Origin of the sequence: Paracidovorax cattleyae, assembly GCF_900104515.1 — a bacterium.
GTDB classification, from domain to species: domain Bacteria; phylum Pseudomonadota; class Gammaproteobacteria; order Burkholderiales; family Burkholderiaceae_C; genus Paracidovorax; species Paracidovorax cattleyae.
In genome coordinates this window covers 16,895-39,353 of the sequence record NZ_FNJL01000008.1, presented here as the reverse complement: position 1 = coordinate 39,353, position 22,459 = coordinate 16,895, and the positions used below count along the sequence as shown (strand labels likewise).

Annotated in this window: 21 protein-coding genes; 14 read left to right on the top strand and 7 right to left on the bottom strand. The window is 70.4% G+C overall.

What is annotated here, in order from left to right; all coding sequences use genetic code 11:
- Positions 1-14: 14 nt before the first annotated feature.
- The 3 genes from sctS to BLR05_RS08025 are packed head-to-tail and all read left to right on the top strand — an operon-like array spanning position 15 to position 1,701.
- Positions 15-278, top strand: a complete 264-nt coding sequence (sctS, locus tag BLR05_RS08035; RefSeq protein ID WP_092833532.1) for a type III secretion system export apparatus subunit SctS — start codon at positions 15-17, stop codon at positions 276-278.
- Complete coding sequence (locus BLR05_RS08030) at positions 275-1,249, top strand: hypothetical protein (protein ID WP_092833530.1); 975 nt, start codon at positions 275-277, stop codon at positions 1,247-1,249. Before sctS ends, BLR05_RS08030 begins: the two co-directional genes overlap by 4 nt.
- Complete coding sequence (locus BLR05_RS08025; RefSeq protein ID WP_092833528.1) at positions 1,246-1,701, top strand: type III secretion system chaperone family protein; 456 nt, start codon at positions 1,246-1,248, stop codon at positions 1,699-1,701. Before BLR05_RS08030 ends, BLR05_RS08025 begins: the two co-directional genes overlap by 4 nt.
- 26 nt (positions 1,702-1,727) lie before the next feature.
- Here the strand turns inward: BLR05_RS08025 and BLR05_RS08020 are convergent, their stop codons facing one another.
- Positions 1,728-2,444, bottom strand: coding sequence for a winged helix-turn-helix transcriptional regulator (locus tag BLR05_RS08020; RefSeq protein WP_230681190.1), 717 nt, complete (start codon positions 2,442-2,444; stop codon positions 1,728-1,730).
- A 583-nt stretch (positions 2,445-3,027) separates the two neighbouring features.
- On the opposite strand from BLR05_RS08020, the gene BLR05_RS08015 reads away from it, so the two are divergent.
- A complete protein-coding gene (locus BLR05_RS08015) occupies positions 3,028-4,434 on the top strand; it encodes a helix-turn-helix transcriptional regulator (RefSeq protein WP_225979072.1) in 1,407 nt (468 codons plus the stop codon).
- A gap of 45 nt (positions 4,435-4,479) precedes the next feature.
- On the opposite strand, the gene BLR05_RS08010 is transcribed toward BLR05_RS08015, so the two are convergent.
- Entirely contained in the window at positions 4,480-4,833 is a 354-nt protein-coding gene (locus BLR05_RS08010) for a chorismate mutase (RefSeq protein ID WP_092833526.1), read from the bottom strand.
- A complete protein-coding gene (trpE, locus tag BLR05_RS08005) occupies positions 4,830-6,329 on the bottom strand; it encodes an anthranilate synthase component I (RefSeq protein ID WP_092833524.1) in 1,500 nt (499 codons plus the stop codon). Before trpE ends, BLR05_RS08010 begins: the two co-directional genes overlap by 4 nt.
- A 321-nt stretch (positions 6,330-6,650) precedes the next feature.
- Here trpE and BLR05_RS08000 point away from each other — a divergent pair, with 321 nt between their 5' ends.
- Positions 6,651-7,250: a chalcone isomerase family protein gene (locus BLR05_RS08000; RefSeq protein WP_092833522.1), complete on the top strand. Its 600-nt coding sequence runs from the start codon at positions 6,651-6,653 to the stop codon at positions 7,248-7,250.
- 30 nt (positions 7,251-7,280) lie between these two features.
- Here BLR05_RS08000 and gph read toward each other — a convergent pair whose 3' ends face one another.
- The gene (gene gph / locus BLR05_RS07995; protein ID WP_092833796.1) at positions 7,281-7,988 is read right to left on the bottom strand and encodes a phosphoglycolate phosphatase; all 708 of its coding nucleotides are present in this window, start codon (positions 7,986-7,988) and stop codon (positions 7,281-7,283) included.
- 255 nt (positions 7,989-8,243) lie between these two features.
- On the opposite strand from gph, the gene BLR05_RS07990 reads away from it, so the two are divergent.
- On the top strand, positions 8,244-8,753 hold the full coding sequence (locus BLR05_RS07990; RefSeq protein WP_092833520.1) for a hypothetical protein: 510 nt from the start codon (positions 8,244-8,246) through the stop codon (positions 8,751-8,753).
- Positions 8,754-8,824: 71 nt separating this feature from the next.
- On the opposite strand, the gene rpe is transcribed toward BLR05_RS07990, so the two are convergent.
- The gene (gene rpe / locus BLR05_RS07985; RefSeq protein ID WP_092833518.1) at positions 8,825-9,505 is read right to left on the bottom strand and encodes a ribulose-phosphate 3-epimerase; all 681 of its coding nucleotides are present in this window, start codon (positions 9,503-9,505) and stop codon (positions 8,825-8,827) included.
- A 122-nt stretch (positions 9,506-9,627) separates the two neighbouring features.
- On the opposite strand from rpe, the gene apaG reads away from it, so the two are divergent.
- From apaG to BLR05_RS07965, 4 genes are all read left to right on the top strand, one after another.
- The gene (gene apaG / locus BLR05_RS07980) at positions 9,628-10,038 is read left to right on the top strand and encodes a Co2+/Mg2+ efflux protein ApaG (protein ID WP_092833516.1); all 411 of its coding nucleotides are present in this window, start codon (positions 9,628-9,630) and stop codon (positions 10,036-10,038) included.
- A complete protein-coding gene (locus BLR05_RS07975; protein WP_092833514.1) occupies positions 10,035-12,029 on the top strand; it encodes a site-specific recombinase in 1,995 nt (664 codons plus the stop codon). The genes apaG and BLR05_RS07975 overlap by 4 nt, the downstream gene beginning before the upstream one ends.
- A 144-nt stretch (positions 12,030-12,173) precedes the next feature.
- Entirely contained in the window at positions 12,174-13,433 is a 1,260-nt protein-coding gene (locus BLR05_RS07970) for a cation:proton antiporter (protein WP_092833512.1), read from the top strand.
- Positions 13,430-14,554 carry a YbdK family carboxylate-amine ligase gene (locus BLR05_RS07965; protein ID WP_092833510.1) on the top strand — a complete coding sequence of 375 codons (1,125 nt, stop codon included), beginning with the start codon at positions 13,430-13,432 and terminating at the stop codon, positions 14,552-14,554. The genes BLR05_RS07970 and BLR05_RS07965 overlap by 4 nt, the downstream gene beginning before the upstream one ends.
- Positions 14,555-14,598: 44 nt before the next feature.
- Here the strand turns inward: BLR05_RS07965 and BLR05_RS07960 are convergent, their stop codons facing one another.
- The gene (locus tag BLR05_RS07960; protein WP_225979070.1) at positions 14,599-15,642 is read right to left on the bottom strand and encodes an OmpA family protein; all 1,044 of its coding nucleotides are present in this window, start codon (positions 15,640-15,642) and stop codon (positions 14,599-14,601) included.
- Between the two features lie 92 nt (positions 15,643-15,734).
- A complete protein-coding gene (gene xopK / locus BLR05_RS07955) occupies positions 15,735-18,272 on the bottom strand; it encodes a type III secretion system effector XopK (RefSeq protein ID WP_225979068.1) in 2,538 nt (845 codons plus the stop codon).
- A 203-nt stretch (positions 18,273-18,475) separates the two neighbouring features.
- Between xopK and thiL the strand changes: the two genes are divergently transcribed.
- From thiL to BLR05_RS07935, 4 genes are all read left to right on the top strand, one after another.
- Positions 18,476-19,456 (top strand): thiamine-phosphate kinase, encoded by a 981-nt coding sequence (thiL, locus tag BLR05_RS07950; RefSeq protein WP_092833508.1) that lies wholly within the window; start codon positions 18,476-18,478, stop codon positions 19,454-19,456.
- A gap of 107 nt (positions 19,457-19,563) precedes the next feature.
- Entirely contained in the window at positions 19,564-21,285 is a 1,722-nt protein-coding gene (locus BLR05_RS07945; protein ID WP_244160063.1) for a DUF4139 domain-containing protein, read from the top strand.
- Positions 21,282-21,827: a phosphatidylglycerophosphatase A family protein gene (locus tag BLR05_RS07940; RefSeq protein WP_092833504.1), complete on the top strand. Its 546-nt coding sequence runs from the start codon at positions 21,282-21,284 to the stop codon at positions 21,825-21,827. Before BLR05_RS07945 ends, BLR05_RS07940 begins: the two co-directional genes overlap by 4 nt.
- Positions 21,821-22,294 carry a CinA family protein gene (locus BLR05_RS07935; RefSeq protein ID WP_092833502.1) on the top strand — a complete coding sequence of 158 codons (474 nt, stop codon included), beginning with the start codon at positions 21,821-21,823 and terminating at the stop codon, positions 22,292-22,294. The genes BLR05_RS07940 and BLR05_RS07935 overlap by 7 nt, the downstream gene beginning before the upstream one ends.
- Positions 22,295-22,459: the final 165 nt, after the last annotated feature.

Sequence of the window (22,459 nt, the reverse complement as noted above, 5' to 3'; positions counted from 1 at the left end):
CCGCACGGCTCGCCATGAACCACGACAACATCGTCCAGCTCACCTCCGAGGCACTCATGCTGTGCCTGCTGCTGTCGCTGCCGGCCGTAGCCGTCGCGGCGATCGTCGGCCTGCTCGTGGCGCTGGTGCAGGCCGTCACGTCGCTGCAGGACCAGGCGATCTCGCAGGGCATCAAGCTCATCTGCGTGACGGTCACCGTCGCCGTGAGCGCGCCCTGGGTGGGCAGCACCGTGCTGCAGTTTTCACAGCGGCTTCTCACGGCCGTCTTCACGCCATGATGCAGAACCTGTTCTCGGTATTCCGGCTGAAGCAGCTTCGCACGCGCCAGCTTCAGCAACAGCAGCTGATCAAGCGGGAAAACCTGCGCGAGCAGTTGCACGAAGAGAATGTGCGCGACCGGCAGCGCGCCGTGCTGCAGGGGCGCTATGGCGACTACGTCTTCAAGACACTGGGGCGCCCCCCGCCCCCACCGCCGCCCCGGCACAGCCACCTGCCGGGCCAGGGCAGCGAGCACGCGCCCACCGAGGAGCGCACGCCGCTGGACTTCCTGGCCGACTTCGAACAGGCGAAGGAAACCGGCGAATCCGCGCGCGGCGAGCACAAGGGCCAGGAAGAGGAAAGCAGCCGGGACGTGCACGAGCGCGGCCGGGAAAGCCTCGCCGAGCACCGCCGCGACCTGGAGGAGCAGGAGCAATATTCCCAGGACATCTTCCTGCAGCCCGGCAGCAATACGGCGCAGCAGGACACGCGCGATGGCGAATCCGGCTCCGGCGGGCAGTCCGGAGGCCACCACCAGGGCGGCGACGGCCGGGGCCAAGGCGGCCAGGCGCAGGCGGGCGGCAGCGCGGCGAAGCTGCACATGCAGGCCATGCTGGCGGACCTGGAGGTGGGAATGTCCAGCGACGATCCCGTGGTGCAGGCCGACACGCTGGTGGCCGCGCTCGGCTCGATCGTCTGGGCAGCGCACGGCGCCGGGCACCCGGTGCAGGCCATGCTGCTGGCACGGATCGCCGCGCACCTGCTCCGCCAGAATGGCAACAAACCGCTCACCACGGTCGCCGAGGTCCGCGAGGCGCTGCTGCGTGCCGGCCTGGATGTCGCAGGCAAGCCGTCCGACCGCTTCGCGCTGCTGCCCCTGCAGCTCCTGAACTACAGCAGGCCCCGCACCACCTCGCAGCTCCGGCTCACGACGGAACGGCTGGCCGGCGGTCCGGCATGGCTGCTGCCGCGCATGCCCGAACGACCATGAGCTTCCAGCAGTACGAACAACTCGTCACCGATCTCTGCGGAATCATCGACCTGCCCGATTCCCAGGCCGTGCTGGACCGGGGCTGGGTGGAAGTCGAAGGCTTCGAGGTCCAGCTCGCGCATTACGAGAACGATGTGGGCGCGATGTACCTGAACTTCCATTTCGGAATCGTCACGGCCGGCCGGACGCTGGCCGTCTATCGCCTCCTGCTGGAGGCCAACCTCACGGTCTATGCACAGGACCAGGCGCAAGCCGGAATCAATCCGGACACCGGCGGCATCATCCTCATCGTGCGCGTGCCGATGACGCCTGACATCACGGGCACCTGGCTGGCCGAGACGCTCACGCACTATGCCGAGCACGGCCGCTACTGGGGCGACAACATCCTGACCTCCACCGACGAGGCCTTCCTGGGCATCTGCTCGGGCGACTACCTCTGGATCAAGGTGTGAGCCCGCGGCGCCGCGGCGCAGGCTGCTCAGCTGCCCAGGGGAGGCATGGAATGCATGGCCGGCACGGACACCGGCAGGGACAGGGCCGCCGGCACTGCGGGCCACACACGGGACACCTGCATGCTGGGCGGCTGCGCAACCTGGCCGACGGGCTCCGTGGTGGCCGACATGAGGCGGTAGCCCCGGCCATACGCAGCCTGGACATGCAGGCTGCAGCCGCACTGGCGCAATTTCACGCGCAGCTTGTAGATGTGCTGCTCCAGCGTGCGCTTGTTGGATTCGACGGACCGTCCCCAGACCCGGGCCACGATCGTGGGCGACGAGACCACCTGATTGGGCCGGGAGAACAGCAGCCAGGCGAGTTCGCACTCGCGGTGGGTGAGCTCGACCACCGTGCCGCGGTGGACGAAGCACTGGCGGGCCGGGTCCAGCTCGCAGCCATCCACCGTGATCGACCGCGCGGTTTCCAGAGCGTAGGCCTCGACGTGCCCGCGCAGCCGCGCCTTCAATTCGTCATGCCCGACGCGAGAGAGGTTGATGTAATCCACCGCACCGCATGCCAGGGCCGTGCCGAAGCCCGCCTGCAGCTCCGATCCGGCCACCAGCACGGGCACGTGGGCGGATATGCAACTGCGGATCAGGCCCAGGTCCTCGGCGAGTGTGCCGCCGCAATCTTCGAGGATGACCGCATCGGGCGGGTGCCTGCGGGCCTGCATCCGGAAGGCAGCGATGCTGACCTGCAAGATGGCCTGAATACCTCCCCGATTCAACAAATCCACAAGGAATTGATTCATCGCCGAACGGCGCGACAGCAATGCGACTCGCATGAATTTCCCCATACGCAAACGTTTTCGTTGATCTAGTCACGACCATGACAGCCGTGTGTCCTCCACCGGGACATTCACAATTTTTTGCACTTTCTTGCAAATGTCTGTGCGTGAGTGGCGACAGGCGCAAGCTTAGTTCATTCCACCGGGGGTATGGTCATTTATCGTCTGTAATACGTCGATAGAAATATGCAATTTCATGCAGTAATTTGTATCAGAAGTCCACATGGGGTTGTTTTTTGTTAGTTCTGAAAACTCAGCCCTGTCAAGTCTTGGATTGCATATTTAATTTCCGCCACCAATAACTTTCCTATATCGATCGTGTGCGGGCCGTCCACACCCCGTATGCGCGGAGATGGTGCTCAGTTCGGTCTGGCATGTCCGGAGTGCGCAAATTTGAGGATTTGGAAAACCTAGGTGAGATTTGTCCGTGGCGCGGTTCCTAGCATCGGTCCTCATACAAACCACATGGGGCGCGGCGGGGACCGCGACAATCAACATGCTCCTTTCTCTGCTTTCCCTCTCCTGCCATCGCATCGGCCACGGCGCGCAGGCACTCACCCAAATGCTCCAGAACCTGCAGGTCAAGGACGCTGCGGCGATGGGGCGCCGGCGGCTGGAGCGCGGGCAGTCCCGCGATGCGAGCCCCATGGAGGAAGGCGCCCTGCTCGGGCGCACCCTGCTGCTGATCGGACAGGAGGAACTCGCGAGCGACGTCTTCCACCAGCAGCTCAAGGCCTACGACGCGGTGTCGCGCAGCATGGTGCGCTGGCATTCCGCGCTGGACCAGGCCTGGATGTTCCAGCACCTGCGCAAGCCCGCCCGGGCGGCCGCCTGCTGGGCCCTCGTGGCCAATGACCACGACGCTCCCGCCCCGCTGCGCGTGGAAGCCTGCTGCGGACTCGCGCTGTCGCTGCAGGCCCAGGGCCAGCACGCCTCGGCGCTGGTGGCGGCCCAGCGCGCGCAGGCGCTGTGCGAATCCGGTGAATCCTCCTCCCTGGCGCTCCACGCCTCGGCCATCCGGCTGGAAGTTCTTTCGCGGGTGGAGTTGCTGCACAGCGAAGAGCTGTCGGACCATGCCTTCGCCGAAGCGGCCCAGGAGCTGGGCCGTGAGCGCCTCTCCGGCGAGGCCCTCGCCTCCGAACTGCGCACCCTGGGTTCCTGCCCCGACACGCCCGCTCTGCTGCGCGCCCGCCTCGAATACCTGGCCGGCATGCATGCCGCCCATGCGTCAGGCCGCCAGGAAGCCGTCGCCGCCTTCGGGCGCTGGCTGCGCCAGCACGGCCTCTCGGGCATCGACGCGGAGGCACGCGTCGAGGGCTGCCTCGCCCTGCTGGCCGGCCGCGTCGTCCCCGCGGCCCGCGAAGCGATCATGCCGCTGGCCGGCGGCGAGCGCGAGATCGAACACCACCCCCTGGCGTCGGACATCCAGTACTGCCTCTCGAAGATCCACATGAGCGAGGGCCGCCTCGGGGAATCGCTGCGGCAGTACAAGCGCCATGTGGCGCAGGCCATGCGCGTGGTGCACCACGCTGCCCTGCAGCGGATGGACGCGCCCGCGGGCAACGCCCCGCAGGACACCGTGGGCCTGCGCCTGCCTCCGCGCTATCGCGCTGCCTACCGCTACATCATCGAGAACCTGCACGACCCCAACCTCTCGGTGCGCGAGATCGCCGGCCGGCTCGGGGTCACCGAGCGCGCGCTGCAGCTCGCGTTCCGCAACCACCTGGGCATGACCCCCGCGGAACTGATCCGGCGCGAACGCGTGCGGCGCATCGAAGGGGAGATGGAAGAAGCCAGCGCCACGGGCGGCCGGGTCCACATGCTGGACGTCGCCTCCCGCTGGGGCATCAGCAACCGCTCCACCCTCGCGAACGCCTTCAAGCTGTCGTCGATGCGCCACTGAGCGCCGCACCCCCGGCCCGGGCGCGCAGGCGCGGGGAACGCGCGGTCAGGCCCGCCTGCCGTCCGCCCCATTGCCGGCCTTCTCGCCCGCGGCGGCCATCCGGTCGAACTCGCGGTGCTCGTAGGCGATGTAGGCTTCCATCATGCTGCGGTAGATCGCCTCGATCACGTCGGGCTCTCCCCCCTCGGCCAGCGCGCGCTCGCGCACCCGCCGCACGATGAACTCGATGCGCTCCTCGTCGCGCACCTGCGAGGCCTCGCGCTTGTTGCGCGCCGCCTGGGTCATGTAGCCGCCCCGCTCCACCAGCAGCGGCACGAGGATGTCGTCGAGCGCATCGATGCGCTGGCGCACCTCCGCCATGCTGCTGCAACTGCGGGTCTTCTCGATGGCGCGAGTCATTCCAATCCCTCTTCGACGAGTTCGGCCGCGCGCAGCAGGGCACGGGCCTTGTGCTCGGTTTCTCTCCATTCCAGCTCGGGAACCGAGTCGGCCACCACGCCGGCGGCAGCCTGCACGTAGAGTGTTCCGTCCTTCACGATGCCGGTGCGGATGGCGATGGCCACGTCCATGTCGCCCGCATAGCTGAGGTAGCCGCAGGCGCCGCCGTACAGCCCCCGCTTGGTGGGCTCGAGCCGGTCGATGAGTTCCATCGCATGCACCTTCGGCGCGCCGGTGAGCGTGCCCGCGGGGAAAGTCGCCTTGAGCACGTCCATGCTCGTCATGCCTTCGTTCAACAAGCCTTCCACATTGCTCACGATGTGCATCACGTGGCTGTAGCGCTCCACCACGAAGGCTTCCGTCACCTTCACCGAGCCGGTGCGGGCGATGCGCCCGATGTCATTGCGCGCCAGGTCGATGAGCATCACGTGCTCGGCGCGCTCCTTGGGGTCGTTCACCAGCTCGACCTCGGCCGCCTTGTCCTTCTCGGGCGTGGCGCCGCGCGGGCGCGTGCCGGCCAGCGGACGGATGGTGACCTTCTGGCCCTCGTCCGTGCGCTCCTGGCGCACCAGGATCTCCGGGCTCGCCCCCACCACGTGGCAGTCGCCGAAGTGGTAGTAGTACATGTAGGGCGAGGGGTTGAGCGAGCGCAGCGCGCGGTAAAGCGACAGCGGCGACTCGGTGTAGCGCTTGTGGATGCGCTGGCCCACCTGCACCTGCATGAAATCGCCCGCGGCGATGAGTTCCTTGGCCCGCTCGACGGCCGCCAGGTAGTCGGCCTTGGCGAAGTCGCGCTGGGGCGGGTGGCTCTCCGTCGGCTTGACCAGGGGCGCGGCCACCGAGTACTTGAGCTGGTCCTTCAGCTCGCGCAGGCGCTTCTTGCCGCGCGCGTAGGCCTCGGGCTGCGCCGGGTCGGCATAGACGATCAGGTAGAGCTTGCCCGAGAGGTTGTCGATGACGGCCACCTCCTCGCACTGCAGCAGCAGGATGTCCGGCATGCCCAGCGTATCGGGCGGGCAGCCCGCCTCCAGCTTCTTCTCGATGTAACGCACCGCGTCATAGCCGAAATAGCCCGCCAGGCCGCCGCAGAAGCGCGGCAGGCCGGGCCGCAGCGCCACCTTGAAGCGCTGCTGGTAGGCGGCGATGAAGTCCAGGGGATTGCCACGGTCGGTTTCCACCACCTTGCCGTCGGTCACCACCTCGGTGCGCGCCTGGTCGCCGAAGCCGCTGGCGCGCAGCAGCGTGCGCGCCGGCAGGCCGATGAAGCTGTAACGCCCGAAGCGCTCGCCGCCCACCACGGATTCCAGCAGGAAGCTGTGGCGGCCGCCGTCGCGGGCATGGGCCAGCTTGAGGTAGAGGGACAGGGGAGTTTCCAGGTCCGCGAAAGCCTCCGCGATCAGCGGAATGCGGTTGTAGCCTTCGCCGGCCAGGCTTTTGAATTCGAGTTCGGTGATCACGGGAGATCGCTCCAGATCGGCCGGCCCGCCGCGGGCGGTCGTTGCGCCCGCGGCCGGTGCCGCGCCAGGTTCATTGCGTTCGGCCCCGCAGGGGCCACGGAGACACGCCGGGATCGCGGGGCCCGGGTGCGGTCAGCGGTTCGGTGCGGCAGGCTTGCGCCAGGGCCAGGCTCCCCGGCCGCTGCGACCTGTGATGACCACATGGTGAATGAACATGGGCGCAAAGTGTAGCAAAGCGGCCTGCGCGAAAACCCTGTTGCGCCGCCTCCCGCAGCGCATGGAGAATAAAAAGAACGATCGTGCTTTTTTTATGGAGTCGCCATGACACTTCGGCAACGCAGCCTTGCCTGCGTACTCGCCGGGCTCATTGCCTGCGCCGCCGCGCCCGCGGGCGCGCAAACCGCCCTCAGCGTGGCCGGCGTGGCCTTCGAGCCGCGGGTCGTGCTGGCGGACGTCCCGCTGGCGCTCAACGGCGCGGGCGTGCGCTACAAGGCCGTGTTCAAGGTCTATGCGGCGGGGCTGTACCTGGAACGCCAGGCCGGCACGCTGCAGGACGTGGTGGCGCTGCCCGGCCCCAAGCGGCTGTCCATCACCATGCTGCGCGACATCGATTCGACGGAACTGGGCAAGCTCTTCGCGCGCGGCATCGAGGACAACCTCGACAAGGCGGCGTTCTCCCGCCTTGCGCCGGGCGTGCTGCGCATGGGCGAGATCTTCGCCGCGCACCGCCGCCTGTCGGCCGGCGACCGCTTCATCGTGGACTGGCTGCCCGGCACCGGCACGGTCATCACCGTCAAGGGCGTCCCGCAGGGCGAGCCCTTCCGGGAGCCCGAATTCTTCGGCGCACTGATGGGCATCTGGCTCGGGCCGCAGCCGGCGGACTGGAAGCTCAAGGACTCGCTGCTGGGCAAGGCCGGCTGACCACCGGGCCCGCCGCGGCGCTGTACTGCGTCAGCCTGCGCACAGCTCCTGCAGGTTGTCCACGTGCGCGTCCGCGTCCACCTGCCGGGCGGGCTGGCCGTGGTTGTAGCCGTAGGTCACCAGCACCACGGGGCAGCCGGCGGCGCGGGCCGCGCGCGCATCGTTGACGGAGTCCCCGATGGCCAGGGTCCGGGCGGGTGCCGTTCCCAGCGCCTCGCAGGCCTTGAGCAGCGGGAGCGGATCGGGCTTCTTGCGCTCGAAGGCGTCGCCGCCGAAGACATGCTCGAAAAAGCCGTCCAGCCCCTTGGCGCGCAGCAGCGGCACGGCGAAGGCCGTGGGCTTGTTGGTGACGCAGGCCAGCCGCAGCCCTGCCGCGCGCAGGGCCTGAAGCCCCTCGGCCACGCCCCCGTAGACGCGCGAATGGCCACCGTTGATGGCCAGGTAGTGGCGCCCATAGGACTCCCACGCCTGCGGGTAGTGCGCCTCCACCGCGGCGGCGCGCAGCGGCGGCTCCATCGGTGGCAGCACGTGGTCCAGCACCGCGCGCAGCAGGTGCTCCGTGCCCTTGCCCACCATGCGCTCGATGTCCTCCGCGGCGATGCCCGGCAGGGACAGGTCGCCCAGCATGCGTCGCAGCGCCTCCGCGAAGTCGCCCAGGGTGTCCACCATGGTGCCGTCCAGGTCCACGATCGCCGCATCGGCCCGCGCCACCAGCGCCGCCGGGGAACATTCCACCATGCCCATCCTCCAAAGTGCTGCCAAGCCCGCCGCGGCGGTGCGTGAAAAACGGTCCCTGCCGGCGGCTCGCGCCTGCGGGGCTGCCGGGAGTGTAGGCCGTGCGCCAACAGCCACAGCGATTGTCTGGTCCGTCCGACACGGCACGCACGACGCAGCGGCTACGCTGGCCCGACCGTTTTCGCCACATGGCGCGGAAACTGTGCCCCCACGCCGTCCGTCCGCGGCCGGCACCACCGACACATGGAGGTTCCTGATATGCCGAATCGCTTTGCCATCGCACCCCGCATCCTGTCCGCCGCCTGTGTGATCGCGGCCTGCGCAGCCGCCCAGGCCGCCCCCGCGGACGCCGCCGGCGCCCGTGAGCGCTACCAGCAGGACCGCCAGGCCTGCATGAGCGGCGCCACCGCCCAGAGCCGCGACACCTGCCTGAAGGAAGCCGGCGCAGCGCTGCAGGCCGCTCGCTCCGGCCAGCTCGACGCCCAGGACGCCGCCGCGAATGGCTATACCCGCAACGCACTCCAGCGCTGCGAAGCGTTCAAGGACCCGCAGGACCGCGACGCCTGCGTGGCACGCGTGCGCTCCGGCACGCAGGACGGCTCCGTGGCCGGCGGCGGCATCCTGATGGAAGCCACCACCCAGGTCCCGGCGCCCCGCCCGGGCGGCGGTCCCGGCGCCGAAGGCCGTCCGCATCCCCATGGCAAGCCCCATCCGCATCCGATGCCGGGCGCGCCCAAGGCCCCGCCGGCACCCATGCCCCAGCAGTAGGAAGCACAGCCACCATGCCGGACCGCCCTCGCAGCCCGGCATGCCGCCCGCCCGTGCGGGGCCGATCCGTGTCAGCCCAGCTGGGTACGCATCGCGTCGATGACGGCGCGGTAGTCGGGCTTGCCGAAGATCGCGCTGCCCGCCACGAAGGTATCGGCGCCGGCATCCGCCACGCGGCGGATGTTGTCCACCTTCACGCCGCCATCCACCTCCAGGCGGATGTCCTTGCCGCAGGCGTCGATGCGCCGGCGCAGGGCCTCGATCTTGCGCAGCGCCGAATCGATGAAACTCTGGCCGCCGAATCCCGGGTTCACGCTCATCACGAGGATCAGGTCGATGTCGTCGATCACCCAGTCCAGCACGTCCAGCGGCGCCGCCGGATTGAACACGAGGCCGGCCTTGATGCCCCTGGAGGTGATCGCCTGGATGCTCCGGTGCACGTGCGCGGAGGCGTCCGGATGGAAGCTGATGTAGTCCGCGCCCGCTTCCGCGAAGGCCGCGGCCAGGGCGTCCACGGGCTGCACCATCAGGTGCACGTCGATCGGCGCGGGCCGCCCGTCGGGCTTGACGGCATGGGGCTTGAGCGCCTGGCACACCATCGGACCGAAGGTCAGGTTGGGCACGTAATGGTTGTCCATCACGTCGAAGTGCACCCAGTCGGCGCCGGACGCGATGACATTCTTCACTTCTTCGCCCAGGCGGGCGAAATCGGCGGACAGGATCGATGGGGCGATGCGGAATTGGCGGGTCATGCCCGGATTGTCGCAGCAGAGGCACCGCGGCATGCCTTCCGCAGCCCTCCAGCGCCGGACCACTCCCCCTGCCGACGGAACGGCCGAGCCACCCGGCCCCGGAAACCCTAATAATCGCGCCCATGCCGAAGTACCAGTTCCGGGCCGAAGTCCAGCCCGAATACCTTCCCGACCAGTCCGCGCCCGAAGAGGGCGTCTATAGTTTCGCCTATACGGTCACCGTGACCAACACCGGCGACGTGCCAGCGCAGCTCATCGCGCGGCACTGGACGATCAGCGACGCGCGCGGCCACACAGAGGAGGTCAAGGGCCTGGGCGTGGTCGGCCAGCAACCGCTGCTGCGCCCCGGGGAGGCGTTCCAGTACACCAGCGGCTGCCGCCTGCGCACTCCCAGCGGCAGCATGCACGGCAGCTACTTCTGCGTGGCCGAGGACGGGGAGCGCTTCGACTGCGCCATTCCCCTGTTCGTGCTGGAAGCCCTTTCCGGCGGCCCCGCCGGAAGCACCCCCCTGTCGGGCCGGGTGCTGCATTGACCCGGCGGCCGACTGCCCCGCAGCCCGGGACGCTGCTGGCCGACCTGGACCCGTCCGCCCCGCTGGCGCGGCGGCACCTCTGGCTCATCGAATGCCTGGCCTGGGTGCGCGGCGACTGCCGCTCCCCCGAGGAAGCCGTCGCCCGCCTGGCGCGCCTCGTGGAAGCCGCGGAGGGCGATGCCGGCGCACGGGCCCGGCTGCAGGCCTGGTGGAATGCCCTGGTCCGCACGGTGGACATCACCACGCTGCTGGCCGATTTCGGATTCGCACCGCGCACCGCACTCGCGAGCGAGGTGGCGGAACGGCTGCGCTACAAGCTGCTGCCCGGCAGCCCGGAGACGATCGACGCCTCCGAGCTGTTCATGCTGGCGCTGCCCCACGAGGTCGACGCCCGGTGGCTCGCCTTGCTGGACGAGGCACTGCTCTCGCGCCTGCTGGCCGTGCTGGCGCCGGCCGGGGATGGCGGCGGCGCCACGCGCTGGCAGCACTCGCTGCTGGACGCCATCACCTACTGCGCGGGCCAGATCCTGTCCACCGGCTTCGCACCCGAACTGCGGCTGCGCATGAGCGACTCCGCCCGCGACGCGCAGCCGTTCCACGCGCTGATCCGCGATGTGGAGAGCCTGCGGGTCGAGGTCCTGCACCAGCTGCGCACCACCGACCGGCTGGACGAGGCGGTGCTGCGCCTGCGCGAGCGCCTGGAAGCCTGCCGCGCCGCCGCGGCCACGGTGTACTCGCATTTCGAGGACAACGGTATTTCGGTGGGCCTGGTGTTCCGCCTGCGGCAGTTGCGCGAACGCGTCCTGCGGGTGCGCGACCTGCTGGACTGCCTGCTGTCGCCCGAGCCGGCCGCCAGCGCCGCCCGCCTCATGGCGCGGCTCGTGACCGTGGGCCGGGAGCGGCGCAGCCTGCGTGCGCTGATCGCCTCGAACTCCTCGCTGCTCGCGGCCAAGGTGGCCGAGCGCAGCGCGGAGACCGGCGAGCACTACATCACCCGCACCGGCGCCGAATACCGCGCGATGGTGGCGAAGGCGGCAGGCGGCGGATTCGTCATGGCGTTCACCACGCTCATGAAGTTCGGCATCGTCGCGCTGGCCCTGTCCTCCTTCTGGAGTGACTTCTGGGCCGGCATGAACTATGCGGTGAGCTTCGTGCTAGTCATGCTGCTGCACTGCACGGTCGCCACCAAGCAGCCGGCAATGACCGCACCGGCCATGGCCGCGAAGCTCAAGGAACTGCAGACCACCGAGGCCGTGGAGTCCTTCGTGGACGAGGTCACCCACCTGGTGCGCTCGCAGGTGGCCGCCATCCTGGGCAACGTGCTCGTGGTCTTTCCCACCGTCGCGGGCCTGACGCTCGCCATCGCCTGGGCGACCGGCAGTCCGGCCATCGACCGGGCGGAAGCGCGGCACGTGCTGCAGTCGCTGCAGTTGACGGGGCCTTCGCTGCTGTATGCGGCCTTTACCGGGGTGCTGCTGTTCGCCTCCAGCATCATTGCGGGGTGGGCCGAGAACTGGTTCGTGCTGCACCGGCTCGACTCGGCCCTGCGCTACAACCCGCGCATCACCGGCCTGCTGGGCCGCGAGCGCGCCGTGCGCTGGGCCCGGTTCTGGCGTGAGAACCTCTCGGGCTTCGCGGCGAACGTGTCGCTGGGCTTCATGCTCGGGCTCGTGCCGGCGTTCGCCGCATTCTTCGGCCTGGGGCTGGACGTGCGCCACGTCACGCTCTCGACGGGACAGCTGGGCGCCGCGCTCACCGCGCTGGGCACCTCCGCCCTGCACCAGCCCACCTTCTGGTCGGCGGCCGCGACGCTGCCCTTCATCGGCGCGCTCAACGTGACGGTAAGCTTCTACCTCGCCTTCCGGCTCGCGCTGCGCGCCCACAACGTCACCCGCGTGGACCGCACCCGGCTCACCACGGCGCTGCGCGCGCGCCTGCGGCACGCCCCGCTGCAGTTCTTCGTGCCCCGGCGCATGGCCCAGCGGGCCTGAGACCAGGGCCGCCCGGGGTACCCCTTTTCCGGAAGTGCCCGTCCTACAGAGCCCTTCCGGATCAGCAGGTACATTCGGTCGGCCCCGGCCGGGGGACGCGCGGCCTCCCCGCGCGGTTCGGGCGGGAATGCGAGGACTAGAACAATGGATGAAATCATGGGCTTCTGGGCGCAATGGCTGCGCCCATCGGCCGGGCTCCCGACGGTGCAGTGGTCGCTGCTGCTGGCCGTCGCTGCGGTCTCCGGCTATCTCTTCCAGCGCCACATCGGCCTGCCCAAGGTGGTGGGCTACACGCTCGTCGGCACCATCGCCGGGCTGCTGGGCTTCAGCGGCGCCGTCTGGCCCCTGCAGGGCATCAGCCTGTTCCTGCTGGAGCTGGGCATCGCCATCGTGCTGTTCGAGGCGGGCGGGCGCATCCCCCTGCGCTGGTTCCGGCACAACCCGATGGTGCTCGTGCAGAGCATCATCGAATCGGCGCTGGCCTATTTCGCGGTGTACTACGCCATGCTCTGGCTGGACGTGCCCCAGCGCGCCGCGGGCCCGCTGGCGCTGGTGGCCATGGCGGCATCGCCCGCCGTGCTCACGCGCGTGGTGGCGGACACCCGCGCGGCCGGCCCGGTGACGGACCGCGCCATCGTGCTGGCCACGCTCTCCACCCTCTACGCGCTCACCCTGGGCAGCGCCACCGCGGAACTGATCAACCGGCCCGCCGCGCGCATCATGGACACCGTATACCCCGTCATGGTGGTGCTGGGCGTCTCGGTCATCGTCGGCGCTGTGCTTGCGCTGATCCTGCGCATGGCCCTGCGCTTCATGAGCCCGACGAGCGAGAACACCGCCTTCCTGCTGCTCACGCTGATCGCCGCCGGCACCGCCGTGGCCGCGCACATGGGCGGCTCCGCGCCGCTCGCCGCGCTGCTGGCGGGCATGCTGCTCAAGCAGCTCAATCCACGCCCCTGGGCCTGGCCCCGCCAGCTCGGCACTGCCGCCTCCCTGCTCACCATGCTGATGTTCGTGCTGGTGTCCACCGTCGCCGCGCAGGCCGACTGGAGCGGCCCCGTGGCCGGGCTGGTGCTGGCCCTCATCGTGGCGCGCCTGGCGGCCAAGGCCCTGGGCGTGGCCCTGGGCAACGTGGGCAGCGGCGCCAGCTGGCGCCAGGCCCTGTGGGTGGGCTGCGCGATGACGCCGATGTCGTCGATCGCGCTGCTGATCGCCTCGCAGTTCGTGGTGGCGTCGGCGTCCACGGGGCAGCTCATCGCGCGCGTCGCGCTGCCCACCATCCTGCTCATGGAAGTGCTGGGCGCCGTGATCGCCACGGTGGCCATCTACCGCGCCGGAGAGAGTTCGAAACCCTGGGCGCCCCAGACACGCGCCGCCAACGCAGAGCGGGAGCAGCAGCCATGAGCCTCGAGGCCTTCCACCATTCCGAGCCGCTGACGCTCGGCGTCGAGCTCGAGCTGCAGCTCGTCAACACGCACAACTACGACCTCGCGCCCTACGCCGAGGACATGCTGCGCCTCATGGCGAAGCAGCCGCTGCCCGGCAGCGTGGTGCCCGAGATGACCAACAGCATGATCGAGATCTCGACGGGCATCTGCCATTCGGGCAGCGAAGTGCTGGGCCAGCTCTCGCAGATCCGCGACGCGCTGGTCAGGAGCGCCGACAAGCTCAACATCGCCGTGGCCGGCGGGGGCACGCACCCCTTCCAGCAATGGCACGAGCGCCGCATCTACGACAAGCCCCGCTTCCAGGAGCTGTCGCAGCTCTACGGCTACCTCTCCAAGCAGTTCACGATCTTCGGCCAGCACGTGCACATCGGCTGCCCCAGCGCCGACGAGGCGCTGCTCATGCTGCACCGCATGTCGCGCTACATCCCGCACTTCATCGCGATGTCGGCCTCCAGTCCCTACGTGCAGGGGCAGGACACGGCCTTCGATTCGGCGCGGCTCAATTCGGTGTTCGCGTTCCCGCTGTCGGGCCGCGCTCCCATGGTGCTGACCTGGAAGGACTTCGAGGCCTACTTCGACAAGATGACCCGCACCGGCGTCGTCAAGAGCATGAAGGACTTCTACTGGGACATCCGGCCCAAGCCCGAGTTCGGCACGATCGAGATCCGCGTGTTCGACACGCCGCTCACCATCGAGCGCGCCGCCGCGCTGTCGGCCTTCGTGCAGTCGCTGGGGGCCTGGTTCCTGGCCGAGCAGCCCTTCACGCCCAGCGAGGACGACTACCTCGTCTATACCTACAACCGCTTCCAGGCGTGCCGCTTCGGCATGCAGGCGGTGTACGTCGATCCGGCCACCGGAGAGCACATGCCGCTGCGCGACCACATCCTGCAGACCATCGACCACATCGCGCGCCACGCCACAGTCACCGGCGCCTCCGGCGCGCTGCACCTGCTGCGCAGCGAGGCTGCGGCCGGCCAGAACGACGCACGCTGGCTGCGCGACCGCCAGCGCGACGAACAGTTGCTGGGCGAGGTGAGCCGCCAGGCCGCGCTGCGCTTCCGGGGCGAACCGGCATAGTGCGGCGGGACGCCGGCCTCCGCGGCCGGCCGCCCGGGCCGGCCTCAGGGCTGCCTGACCAGTTCCACCCGCCGGTTCTTCGCCTTGCCCTCGTCCGTCGCGTTGTCCGCCACCGGGTCCGCGGCACCGAAGCCGGCGGACGAGAGGCGGGACGCGTCGATGCCCTGGGCCGCGACGGCGGCCTTGGCCCGACCCTCCGACAGGGTCTTGTTGTGGGCCGCGTCGCCCGTGTTGTCGGTGTAGCCGTTGACGGCGAGCTTCAGCGATGCGTCCTGCCTGAGCAGTTGCACCACCTGCTCGATCTGCGGCTGCGAATCGGGCAGGATGTCGGTCTTGTCGGTGGCGAAGTTGACGTGCAGCGCCACCTTGCCGGTCTTGTCGATCTGCGCCTTCAGTTCGCTGGCGGGCAGCAGGCCGGCGGTGACCTGCAGGGGCTTGGTCTCGGCGATGAGCAGGCCGCCGCCGAACTCGTAGTTGCACAGGTGGATCCAGATGTCGCGGTCCGCCCGGTGGATGACGAACACCTGCACGGCGTTGTTCCAGATGTCGCCCAGGCCGCTGTTGTAGCGCGTGATCATGTCGCGCGGCCATTCCTTCATCTTCTCCGTCACGGCTTGCGGCAGCTTGCCCTCGAAGATCTTCCGGCCGCCCAGCGAGGTGACCACGGACTCGATGTTGCGCGACAGCTCCAGGTCCGAGAACGTCTTGCCCTGGGCGGCAGCGATGTGCGCGGACCAGACACGGCCCTCCACGGGCTGCAGGCGGTCGCCCGTCCAGAACGGCACCTGGTCGAAGTCGATCACGTCGGGCTTGGTGCCGGTGACGTAGCCGGTCGGCAGCGCGATGTACGGGAAGGCTCCCAGAGGTGCGGTGGAGACCGGCAGGCTGGCCGCATCGAAGGGCCTGGACGCCGCCGGCAGCGGGGAGGCCGCACCCGCATCGGCGGGTGGCGTGGCCGCGGACGGCGCGGAGGCGGCCGGCGGAGCGGCAGGTGCACTGGCGGCCTGGGGCGCCGCTTCCTGTTTTTTGCAGGCGCCCAGGCCTATGGCGAGGGACAGAACCAGTGTTGCCGCTGATGCTTTGTGCACGGATGACCTCCTTGGCCGGGAAAAGGGCCGGCCAGTTTAGCGAGGCGTCCCTGCGCTGCCTTCCCCACCATGGGGGGGGAGTCGCGCAACGCTCAACGGGCTGGGGCAGCCTGCGATTCGGCGGCCTTCTCGCGGACGCGGGCGGCCTGCATTTCCGTGGCCAGCAGGGTGCCCCGCACCGTGGTGGCATGGGTGCGCGCGTGCCCCAGGCAATAGCGCGCGAATTCCCGGGCCGTGTCATGCGCGGGATGGGCCGTGCCGGTTTCGCACAGCAGGAAATCCTGCCGCAGCGACTGCAGGAGCAGCGAAGAGCCGGGCGCGGACGCGGCTTGGCCGCTCAGGCTGGCGTGCAGCGCCGTCAGCCGCGCGAGCCGGGCTTCGTCGTCGGCACGGGCCTTGCGGAGTTCCGCAGCGAGGTGGGCGGGGGTCATGGGCGGCCTGGCGTTCCTTGCGGCCCTGCGGCGGCGGGCGGCGGGTGGCTCCGTCACGGCGGCCACCTGGGCTGCGTCCGAGTGGGCCAGCGCGTCCTCCAGGGCCTGCAGGGGCTGTCGCGCGGCCAGTTTGGCCTCCAGGTAGTCCTTCTGGAGTTCGACCACGCTGCGCATGTAGCCCACCTGCGCCTGTCCCGAACCGGGGGTTTCGAGCCACTGGGTGAGTGCGGTGCGGTTGAGCCGGTCCGTCCGGGCCGTATAGGCCTGACGGGCCTGCTGGCGGGCCTCGCGGGGCCTGTGGCCCGTCAGCAGGGACTTGCTGTAGGCCACGCCCCCCCGCCACAGGGCTTTGGCCTCGCGTCCCGTGGAGTGCCTGCGGGACGAAGCCGCAGGGGGCGTGTCGTCGGTGGAGCGGCCCTTGTCCCGGTAATGCCGGTTCATCTGTTCGGCCGCCTGCTGCAGGAACCCGCCCAGGGCCCGCTCCTGGCCGTCCGTGGCGGCGTAGAGCGCGCTGCGCAGCAGGAAGCCGAGAGGCTCGGCATCTTCCGCGGATGCGGATACGGTGTCGGCAGGAGCGGCCGGCCCCCCCTCGATCCCGGGCTGGATTTCCGGTTCGGGGCCGATCTCCGGCCGGATGGCGGACGGGGCCGGCCCGAGGGCGGACCTGGCGGAGTGGAACGCCCCATCGGGCTCCGCCGAGAGCGCGGCTTCGTCCGGCGCCGGCTCCAGTTCCAATTCCAGGTAAGAGCGGGCGGAATGGAAATCCGCGGACAGCTCGGAACGGGCCGAATGGAACCGGGGCGGCGCCGCCGCCCGCAGCAGGTCGGCCATGGCGAGGAAGGCGCGGTCGATGCCGGGGGCATCGGTGCGCTCGTAGTTCCGGTAGCGCTTGACCTTGCCGTGCGTCAGGAAGAACTGGTGGGAACCCACGCCCATCGTCACGGCGCCCAGCAGTCCCGCGCCGATCAGCGTCGCCAGGCCCACCGGCCCGGCGACGCTGGCGCCGGCGATCGCCGCGATGCCCAGGCCCACCTTGGCGGCCGTGCTCGCCGTGTAGGTCACGCCGCCGAGGACGAAGCCCTTGTTCCAGTTGTTGAAGCCGTTCACGAACCGCTTGCGCTGATCGAACTTGGCCGTCAGGAAGTCGTGGTAGCGCTGCGCGTCGACGCCCAGGCGCCGGGTGTCCACGCCTGCGAGGAAGGCGCTCACCCGGGAGAAGTCGGCGCGGAAGCGCTTTTTCTCGACATGCGACTGGTGCAGGAACACCCCGCCCACCACCGAGGCCATGACACTCGCAGCCGGCCCCAGGACATAGCCTCCGGCGATGCTGGCCGCAGAGGCAGCGCCCGCGGCTGCCGCGCTGTGCGCGACCAGGCCCGCGGCATTCGCGCTGCCGGCACCGATCGCCAGCCCGGTGTGCACCGAGGTTTCCACCGCCGTCTTCGCGAAGACGAGACTGGCCGACGTGAGGGTCGCCGCGGCCACGCGGCCGTCGTGGCGGTTAAGGTGCTGCTGGTAGGCCAGATCGTCGATGGCCTGGCCGATGGCGTGCGACTGGACATGGCCTGCCACGGGCGCCCGGCCCCGCGCCAGGAGCGGGGCCAGCACCTCGCGCTGCTGCACCAGGTGTTCCTTCTGCTCACGCAGCTCCCTGCGCTGCTCGGCAACCTCGCGCAGCTCGCGGTAGCCGGCATGGATCGCCACCGCCGACAGCGGCAGCATGGCGCCTGCCAGCCCCAGGGTGGCGGCCAGGTCGCTGACGCCGCCGGGCGTGCCCTCTTCGGCGAATGCATGCATCCTGCCGTGGTGTTCCGCGGCTTCGGCAGCGGCGCCGTGGCCGTGGGCTCCTTCGGCGCCGCTGCCGTGCTCTCCCGCGGCCGGGGGCTCATGCGCGGAAGGATGGCCCTGCGCGCCCTCTGCGGGACCGCTGCCTTCCGCGCCTTCGCCGCCATGGCCGTGCAGCCCTTCCGTGGCGAACTCGTTCGCCTTTTCCGCCACGCCGTGCAGCGGATCGGTGAAATACTTGGCCGCCGCCACGAAGTACGACCCGACCTCTTCCGCATCGATGATCGCCAGGGACGTGAGTTCGGGATGGTTCTGCGGTTCGGCGGCGTGTCCGGCGCGGCTGCGGGCCTCGCGCACGGACTCCAGGCCCAGCGGCCACCCCGCCGAGGTCGACCTCGCAGGACGTGCGGGCACCGGGGGGCGGGATGTTCCAGGGCGGTCAGGCACGGCACCAGACGGACGAAGCGCATGCAGATGGGTTTTCATGGACGGGGCTGGAAGAAGGGGCGGGGGAACCGCATCATCGCCCGCCGGCAAGCCGTGGGGATGCCTGGCCGGGAACGTCTGCATGGAATTGCGAAGTCCGCCGCGGCAATGGCTGCGCGTATGCTCGGCGCATGGGTGAATTCGACCTGATCGCACGCTACTTCCGCCGCCCCGTGCGCCGCGCCGCGCTCGGCGTGGGCGACGATTGCGCGTTGCTCGCGCCCGCCGCCGGCATGCACCTGGCCGTCTCCAGCGACATGCTGGTGGAGGGCCGGCATTTCTTTCCCGACGTCTATCCCGCGCACCTGGGCCACAAGGCGCTGGCCGTGAACCTGTCGGACCTCGCCGCCTGCGGTGCCCGGCCGCTGGCGTTCACGCTGGCGCTGGCGCTGCCGCGGGCCGACGAGGCCTGGCTGCAGGGGTTCTCGGACGGGCTGCTGGCCCTGGCCGACGAACACGGCTGCGAACTGGTGGGCGGGGACACCACGCAGGGCCCGCTCAACATCTGCATCACGGTGTTCGGCGAAGTGCCCGCCGGCCAGGCGCTGCTGCGCAGCGGCGCGCGGCCGGGCGATGACCTGTGGGTGAGCGGCCACCTGGGCGATGCACGCCTGGCCCTGGATGCGCTGCTGGGCGAGATGCCCGTGCAATTGCCGCCGCCGGTGCTGGCGCAGGCGCGCGCGCGACTGGAGCGCCCCACGCCGCGGGTGGCCCTGGGGCAGGCATTGCGCGGCGTGGCCAGCAGCGCCATCGACGTGAGCGACGGGCTCGTGGGCGACCTGGGCCACATCCTGCAGGCGTCGGGCGTCGGTGCGCGCATCGACACCACGCTCGCCCCGCAGCTCATGGCGGCCTGTGCCGGGCATGCCCCCGAACATCTGCCATACGGCTGGGAAAACCTGCTGCGCTGCGTGCTGGCCGGAGGCGATGACTACGAACTGCTGTTCACCGCGCCACCGTGCCGGCGTGCGCAGATCGAGGCCGCGGCCCGCCAGGCAGGAACGCGCGCCACCTGCATCGGCGCCATCGAGGCCGAGCCCGGCCTGCGGCTGCTCGATGCCGAGGGCCGTCCCATGGCGGCGCAGTATCTGGCCTTCGACCACTTCCGCTGAGCGCCTGCGGTGGAGGCGCTGCTAGCATTGCCCTCCCCAGTCCTACCGAGAGAAAAGGAGCGCGGATGTCCTCTGCATGCCCGGGCGCGGCCTGTTCCACGCATTCCATGCAGCCCATGCCACCCACGCCGCTGCAGCGGCATGCCGGCGCGCGCCGCGCCGCCGCCTGCGCGGTGCTCGCCGCAGCGGCCGGCATGGCGTGCGCGCAGGAGCGCCCTGCCGTGGTGGCATCGCGCATCACGCAGGTGACGGTGGCGCCGGGCATCGCCACGATCGAGCGCAGCGCGCGCATCGCCGCGGGCGCGCGCAGTGCCACCTTCGCCTGCCTGCCCGCCAGCCTGGACCCGGACAGCCTGCAGATCAGCGCGGACGCCGGGGTGCGCGTGGGCGAATTCAAGGCCACCACCGAAGACCGCGATGTGGCGGCCGGCTGCGCGAGCCCGCTGGACGAACGCGTCCGCGCACTCGAGGACCAGATCGCGGGCGTGCAGGCCGAGATCGCGGCGCTGCGGCGCACGGACCGTTACCTGGACCACCTGGCCGGCGGCAACGCCGACGGCGCACCGCGGGAAGGCCAGGGCAGCCCCACGTCGGCCACGCCCACCGTGGCGCCGTCCGTGCCCGCCGCCCAGATCCCGGCCACGGCGGAGGCCCTGCGCAAGACATCGGCCGAAACACTCGTGCGCCTGCAGCCCCTGCAGCGCCGGCAGGAAGCCCTGGAGCGCGACCTGAAGCCGCTGCGCGCCGAGCGCGACCGCACGGCGGGCGGGCCGCGTCCCAGGGTGGTTTCCGTGGCCGTGAACCTCGCCAGCGACCGGGACGCCGGCCTGCGCCTGTCCTACCAGGTGCGCGGCCCCGGCTGGCAGCCCGCCTACCGCGCGCGGCTGGACATCGCCACGGGCGCGGTGGTGCTCGAGCGGCTGGCCGTCGTCGCGCAGCGCAGCGGCGAAGACTGGAACGACGTGCGGCTCGCGCTGACCACCCAGGCCCCCGCACGGGCCACGGCAGGGCCGCGGCCAGGCACCTGGACGGTGGACGTGGCGGCACCGCCGGAAACACAGAACCGTCTCTCCCGGCTGCCCTCGCCGGCAGCGCCGGCCGCCCCCGTGCCAGCGCCCATGGCGGAATCCGCCGACGCCGCGGAAGAACCCCTGCCCCGCTTCGACGTCACGGCCCTGGCCGGCAGCTATGCGACGCGCTTCGAGGTGCCGCAGCGCCTGAGCCTGCCGGCAAGCGGGCAGCGCACCACGCTGCTGCTGGGCACGCACGACGCCAGCGCCCGCCTCGTCACCCGCACCGTGCCCGCGCAGCGCGAAACCGCCTACCTGGTGGCGGAGATCGCGCCGCCCGCCGGCCCGTGGCCGGCAGGGACCGTCGGCCTGTACCGCGATGGCGCCTTCGTGGGCCAGGGCCGGCTGGACTTCTCCGCGGCCACGGACTCGGGCGGCCCCGGCGGGCGCACGGTGCCGCTGTGGTTCGGTCCGGACGACCTCGTGCGCGTGCATGCCGAGGCGCCCCGCGAGACCACCGGCACCGCCGGCTTCACGGGCGCCACCGTGGAGCGCCGTACCCGGCTCGCCTACCGCATCGAGAACCGCCACACCACCCCGATCACGCTCCAGGTGATCGACACCGCCCCCGTGCCGCGCAATGCGAAGATCGAGGTCGAGTCCCGCTACGCGCCGCCACTGCTCACCACCGCCTGGGAAGGCACGGCCGGCGTGGTGGCCTGGCAGCAGACCGTGGCGCCCGGAGCCGAAGCGCGCTTCACGGCGGAACACGCGCTGCGCCATGGCAAGGACGTCGAATTGAACGAGAGCCGCCGATGAACGCCCTGCCCCCCCTGCCCGCGGCCGGCCCGGCCCCTACCGCCCCCCGCAGGGCCAGTGCGGCTTTCATGCGGTCCCATCCGGCTCACTGGATCGCCCTGGGGTTCGGCGCGGGCCTCTCGCCGCGCGCGCCCGGCACCGTGGGCACGGCCTGGGCGTGGCTGGCCTACCTGGTGCTGCAGCACTGGCTGTCCCCCCTGCAGATCGGCGGCCTCATCCTGGCCGGCACGCTCGTGGGCTGGTGGGCCTGCACCACCACGGCCCGGCACCTGGGCGTGGCAGACCCGGGATGCGTGGTATGGGACGAGATCGTGGCGTTCTGGTGCGTGCTCTGGCTGGCGATGCCCATGGGGTTCTGGGGACAGTGCGCGGCATTCGCGCTGTTCCGCTGTTTCGATGCCGCCAAGCCCGGGCCCGTGGCCTGGGCGGACCAGTTGTTCAAGGGCTTCGGCTGGCGCGGCGGCTGGGGCATTCTCTTCGACGACTTCGTGGCCGCCTCCTGCACGCTGTTCATGATCGCGCTCTGGAGGGTGCTGTGGTGAGCACCGACATCGCCTTCCTCGCACAGGCGCTCGCGGAACGCGGCTGGATGATGGCCACGGCCGAAAGCTGCACCGGCGGCATGATCGCCGGCGCATGCACCGACCTGGCCGGATCAAGCCAGTGGTTCGAGCGCGGCTTCGTCACCTACTCCAACACCGCCAAGACCGAATTGCTGGGCGTTCCGGCCGCGCTCATCGACACGCACGGCGCCGTGAGCGAGCCCGTGGCGCGCGCCATGGCGGAAGGCGCCTTGCGCCACTCCCGCGCGCACGCTGCGCTGTCCGTGACCGGCGTGGCCGGCCCCGGGGGCGGCAGTGTGGCCAAGCCCGTGGGCACTGTCTGGTTCGGCTGGCACGTGCACGGCACGACGCACAGCGAAATGCGGCAATTCCCCGGCGACCGGGCCGCCGTGCGCTCGGCCGCCCGCGACCACGCGATCGCGGGGCTCGCCAGGCTGCTGCGCTGACCGTGCGGGGCCGGCCCCCCTGCGCACCGGCGCGGCCCGCTTTTCCGCAGCCCCTTTCCCTCGTTCGGCACCGCATCCGGCCATGCCGCGAGAAAACGCATTTACCCAACATGTGTGAAGGAAACATGTTCAGCCCATCAGCAAATGATGAATGCGACGCATGTC

Excerpts from the sequence above, each read along its gene's own strand:
- sctS (WP_092833532.1), top strand. The coding sequence starts at position 15 with ATGAACCACGACAACATCGTCCAGCTCACCTCCGAGGCACTCATGCTG.
- BLR05_RS08030 (WP_092833530.1), top strand. The coding sequence starts at position 275 with ATGATGCAGAACCTGTTCTCGGTATTCCGGCTGAAGCAGCTTCGCACG.
- BLR05_RS08025 (WP_092833528.1), top strand. The coding sequence starts at position 1,246 with ATGAGCTTCCAGCAGTACGAACAACTCGTCACCGATCTCTGCGGAATC.
- BLR05_RS08015 (WP_225979072.1), top strand. The coding sequence starts at position 3,028 with ATGCTCCTTTCTCTGCTTTCCCTCTCCTGCCATCGCATCGGCCACGGC.
- BLR05_RS08010 (WP_092833526.1), bottom strand. The coding sequence starts at position 4,833 with ATGACTCGCGCCATCGAGAAGACCCGCAGTTGCAGCAGCATGGCGGAG.
- BLR05_RS08000 (WP_092833522.1), top strand. The coding sequence starts at position 6,651 with ATGACACTTCGGCAACGCAGCCTTGCCTGCGTACTCGCCGGGCTCATT.
- gph (WP_092833796.1), bottom strand. The coding sequence starts at position 7,988 with ATGGTGGAATGTTCCCCGGCGGCGCTGGTGGCGCGGGCCGATGCGGCG.
- BLR05_RS07990 (WP_092833520.1), top strand. The coding sequence starts at position 8,244 with ATGCCGAATCGCTTTGCCATCGCACCCCGCATCCTGTCCGCCGCCTGT.
- rpe (WP_092833518.1), bottom strand. The coding sequence starts at position 9,505 with ATGACCCGCCAATTCCGCATCGCCCCATCGATCCTGTCCGCCGATTTC.
- apaG (WP_092833516.1), top strand. The coding sequence starts at position 9,628 with ATGCCGAAGTACCAGTTCCGGGCCGAAGTCCAGCCCGAATACCTTCCC.
- BLR05_RS07970 (WP_092833512.1), top strand. The coding sequence starts at position 12,174 with ATGGATGAAATCATGGGCTTCTGGGCGCAATGGCTGCGCCCATCGGCC.
- BLR05_RS07965 (WP_092833510.1), top strand. The coding sequence starts at position 13,430 with ATGAGCCTCGAGGCCTTCCACCATTCCGAGCCGCTGACGCTCGGCGTC.
- thiL (WP_092833508.1), top strand. The coding sequence starts at position 18,476 with ATGGGTGAATTCGACCTGATCGCACGCTACTTCCGCCGCCCCGTGCGC.
- BLR05_RS07945 (WP_244160063.1), top strand. The coding sequence starts at position 19,564 with ATGCAGCCCATGCCACCCACGCCGCTGCAGCGGCATGCCGGCGCGCGC.
- BLR05_RS07940 (WP_092833504.1), top strand. The coding sequence starts at position 21,282 with ATGAACGCCCTGCCCCCCCTGCCCGCGGCCGGCCCGGCCCCTACCGCC.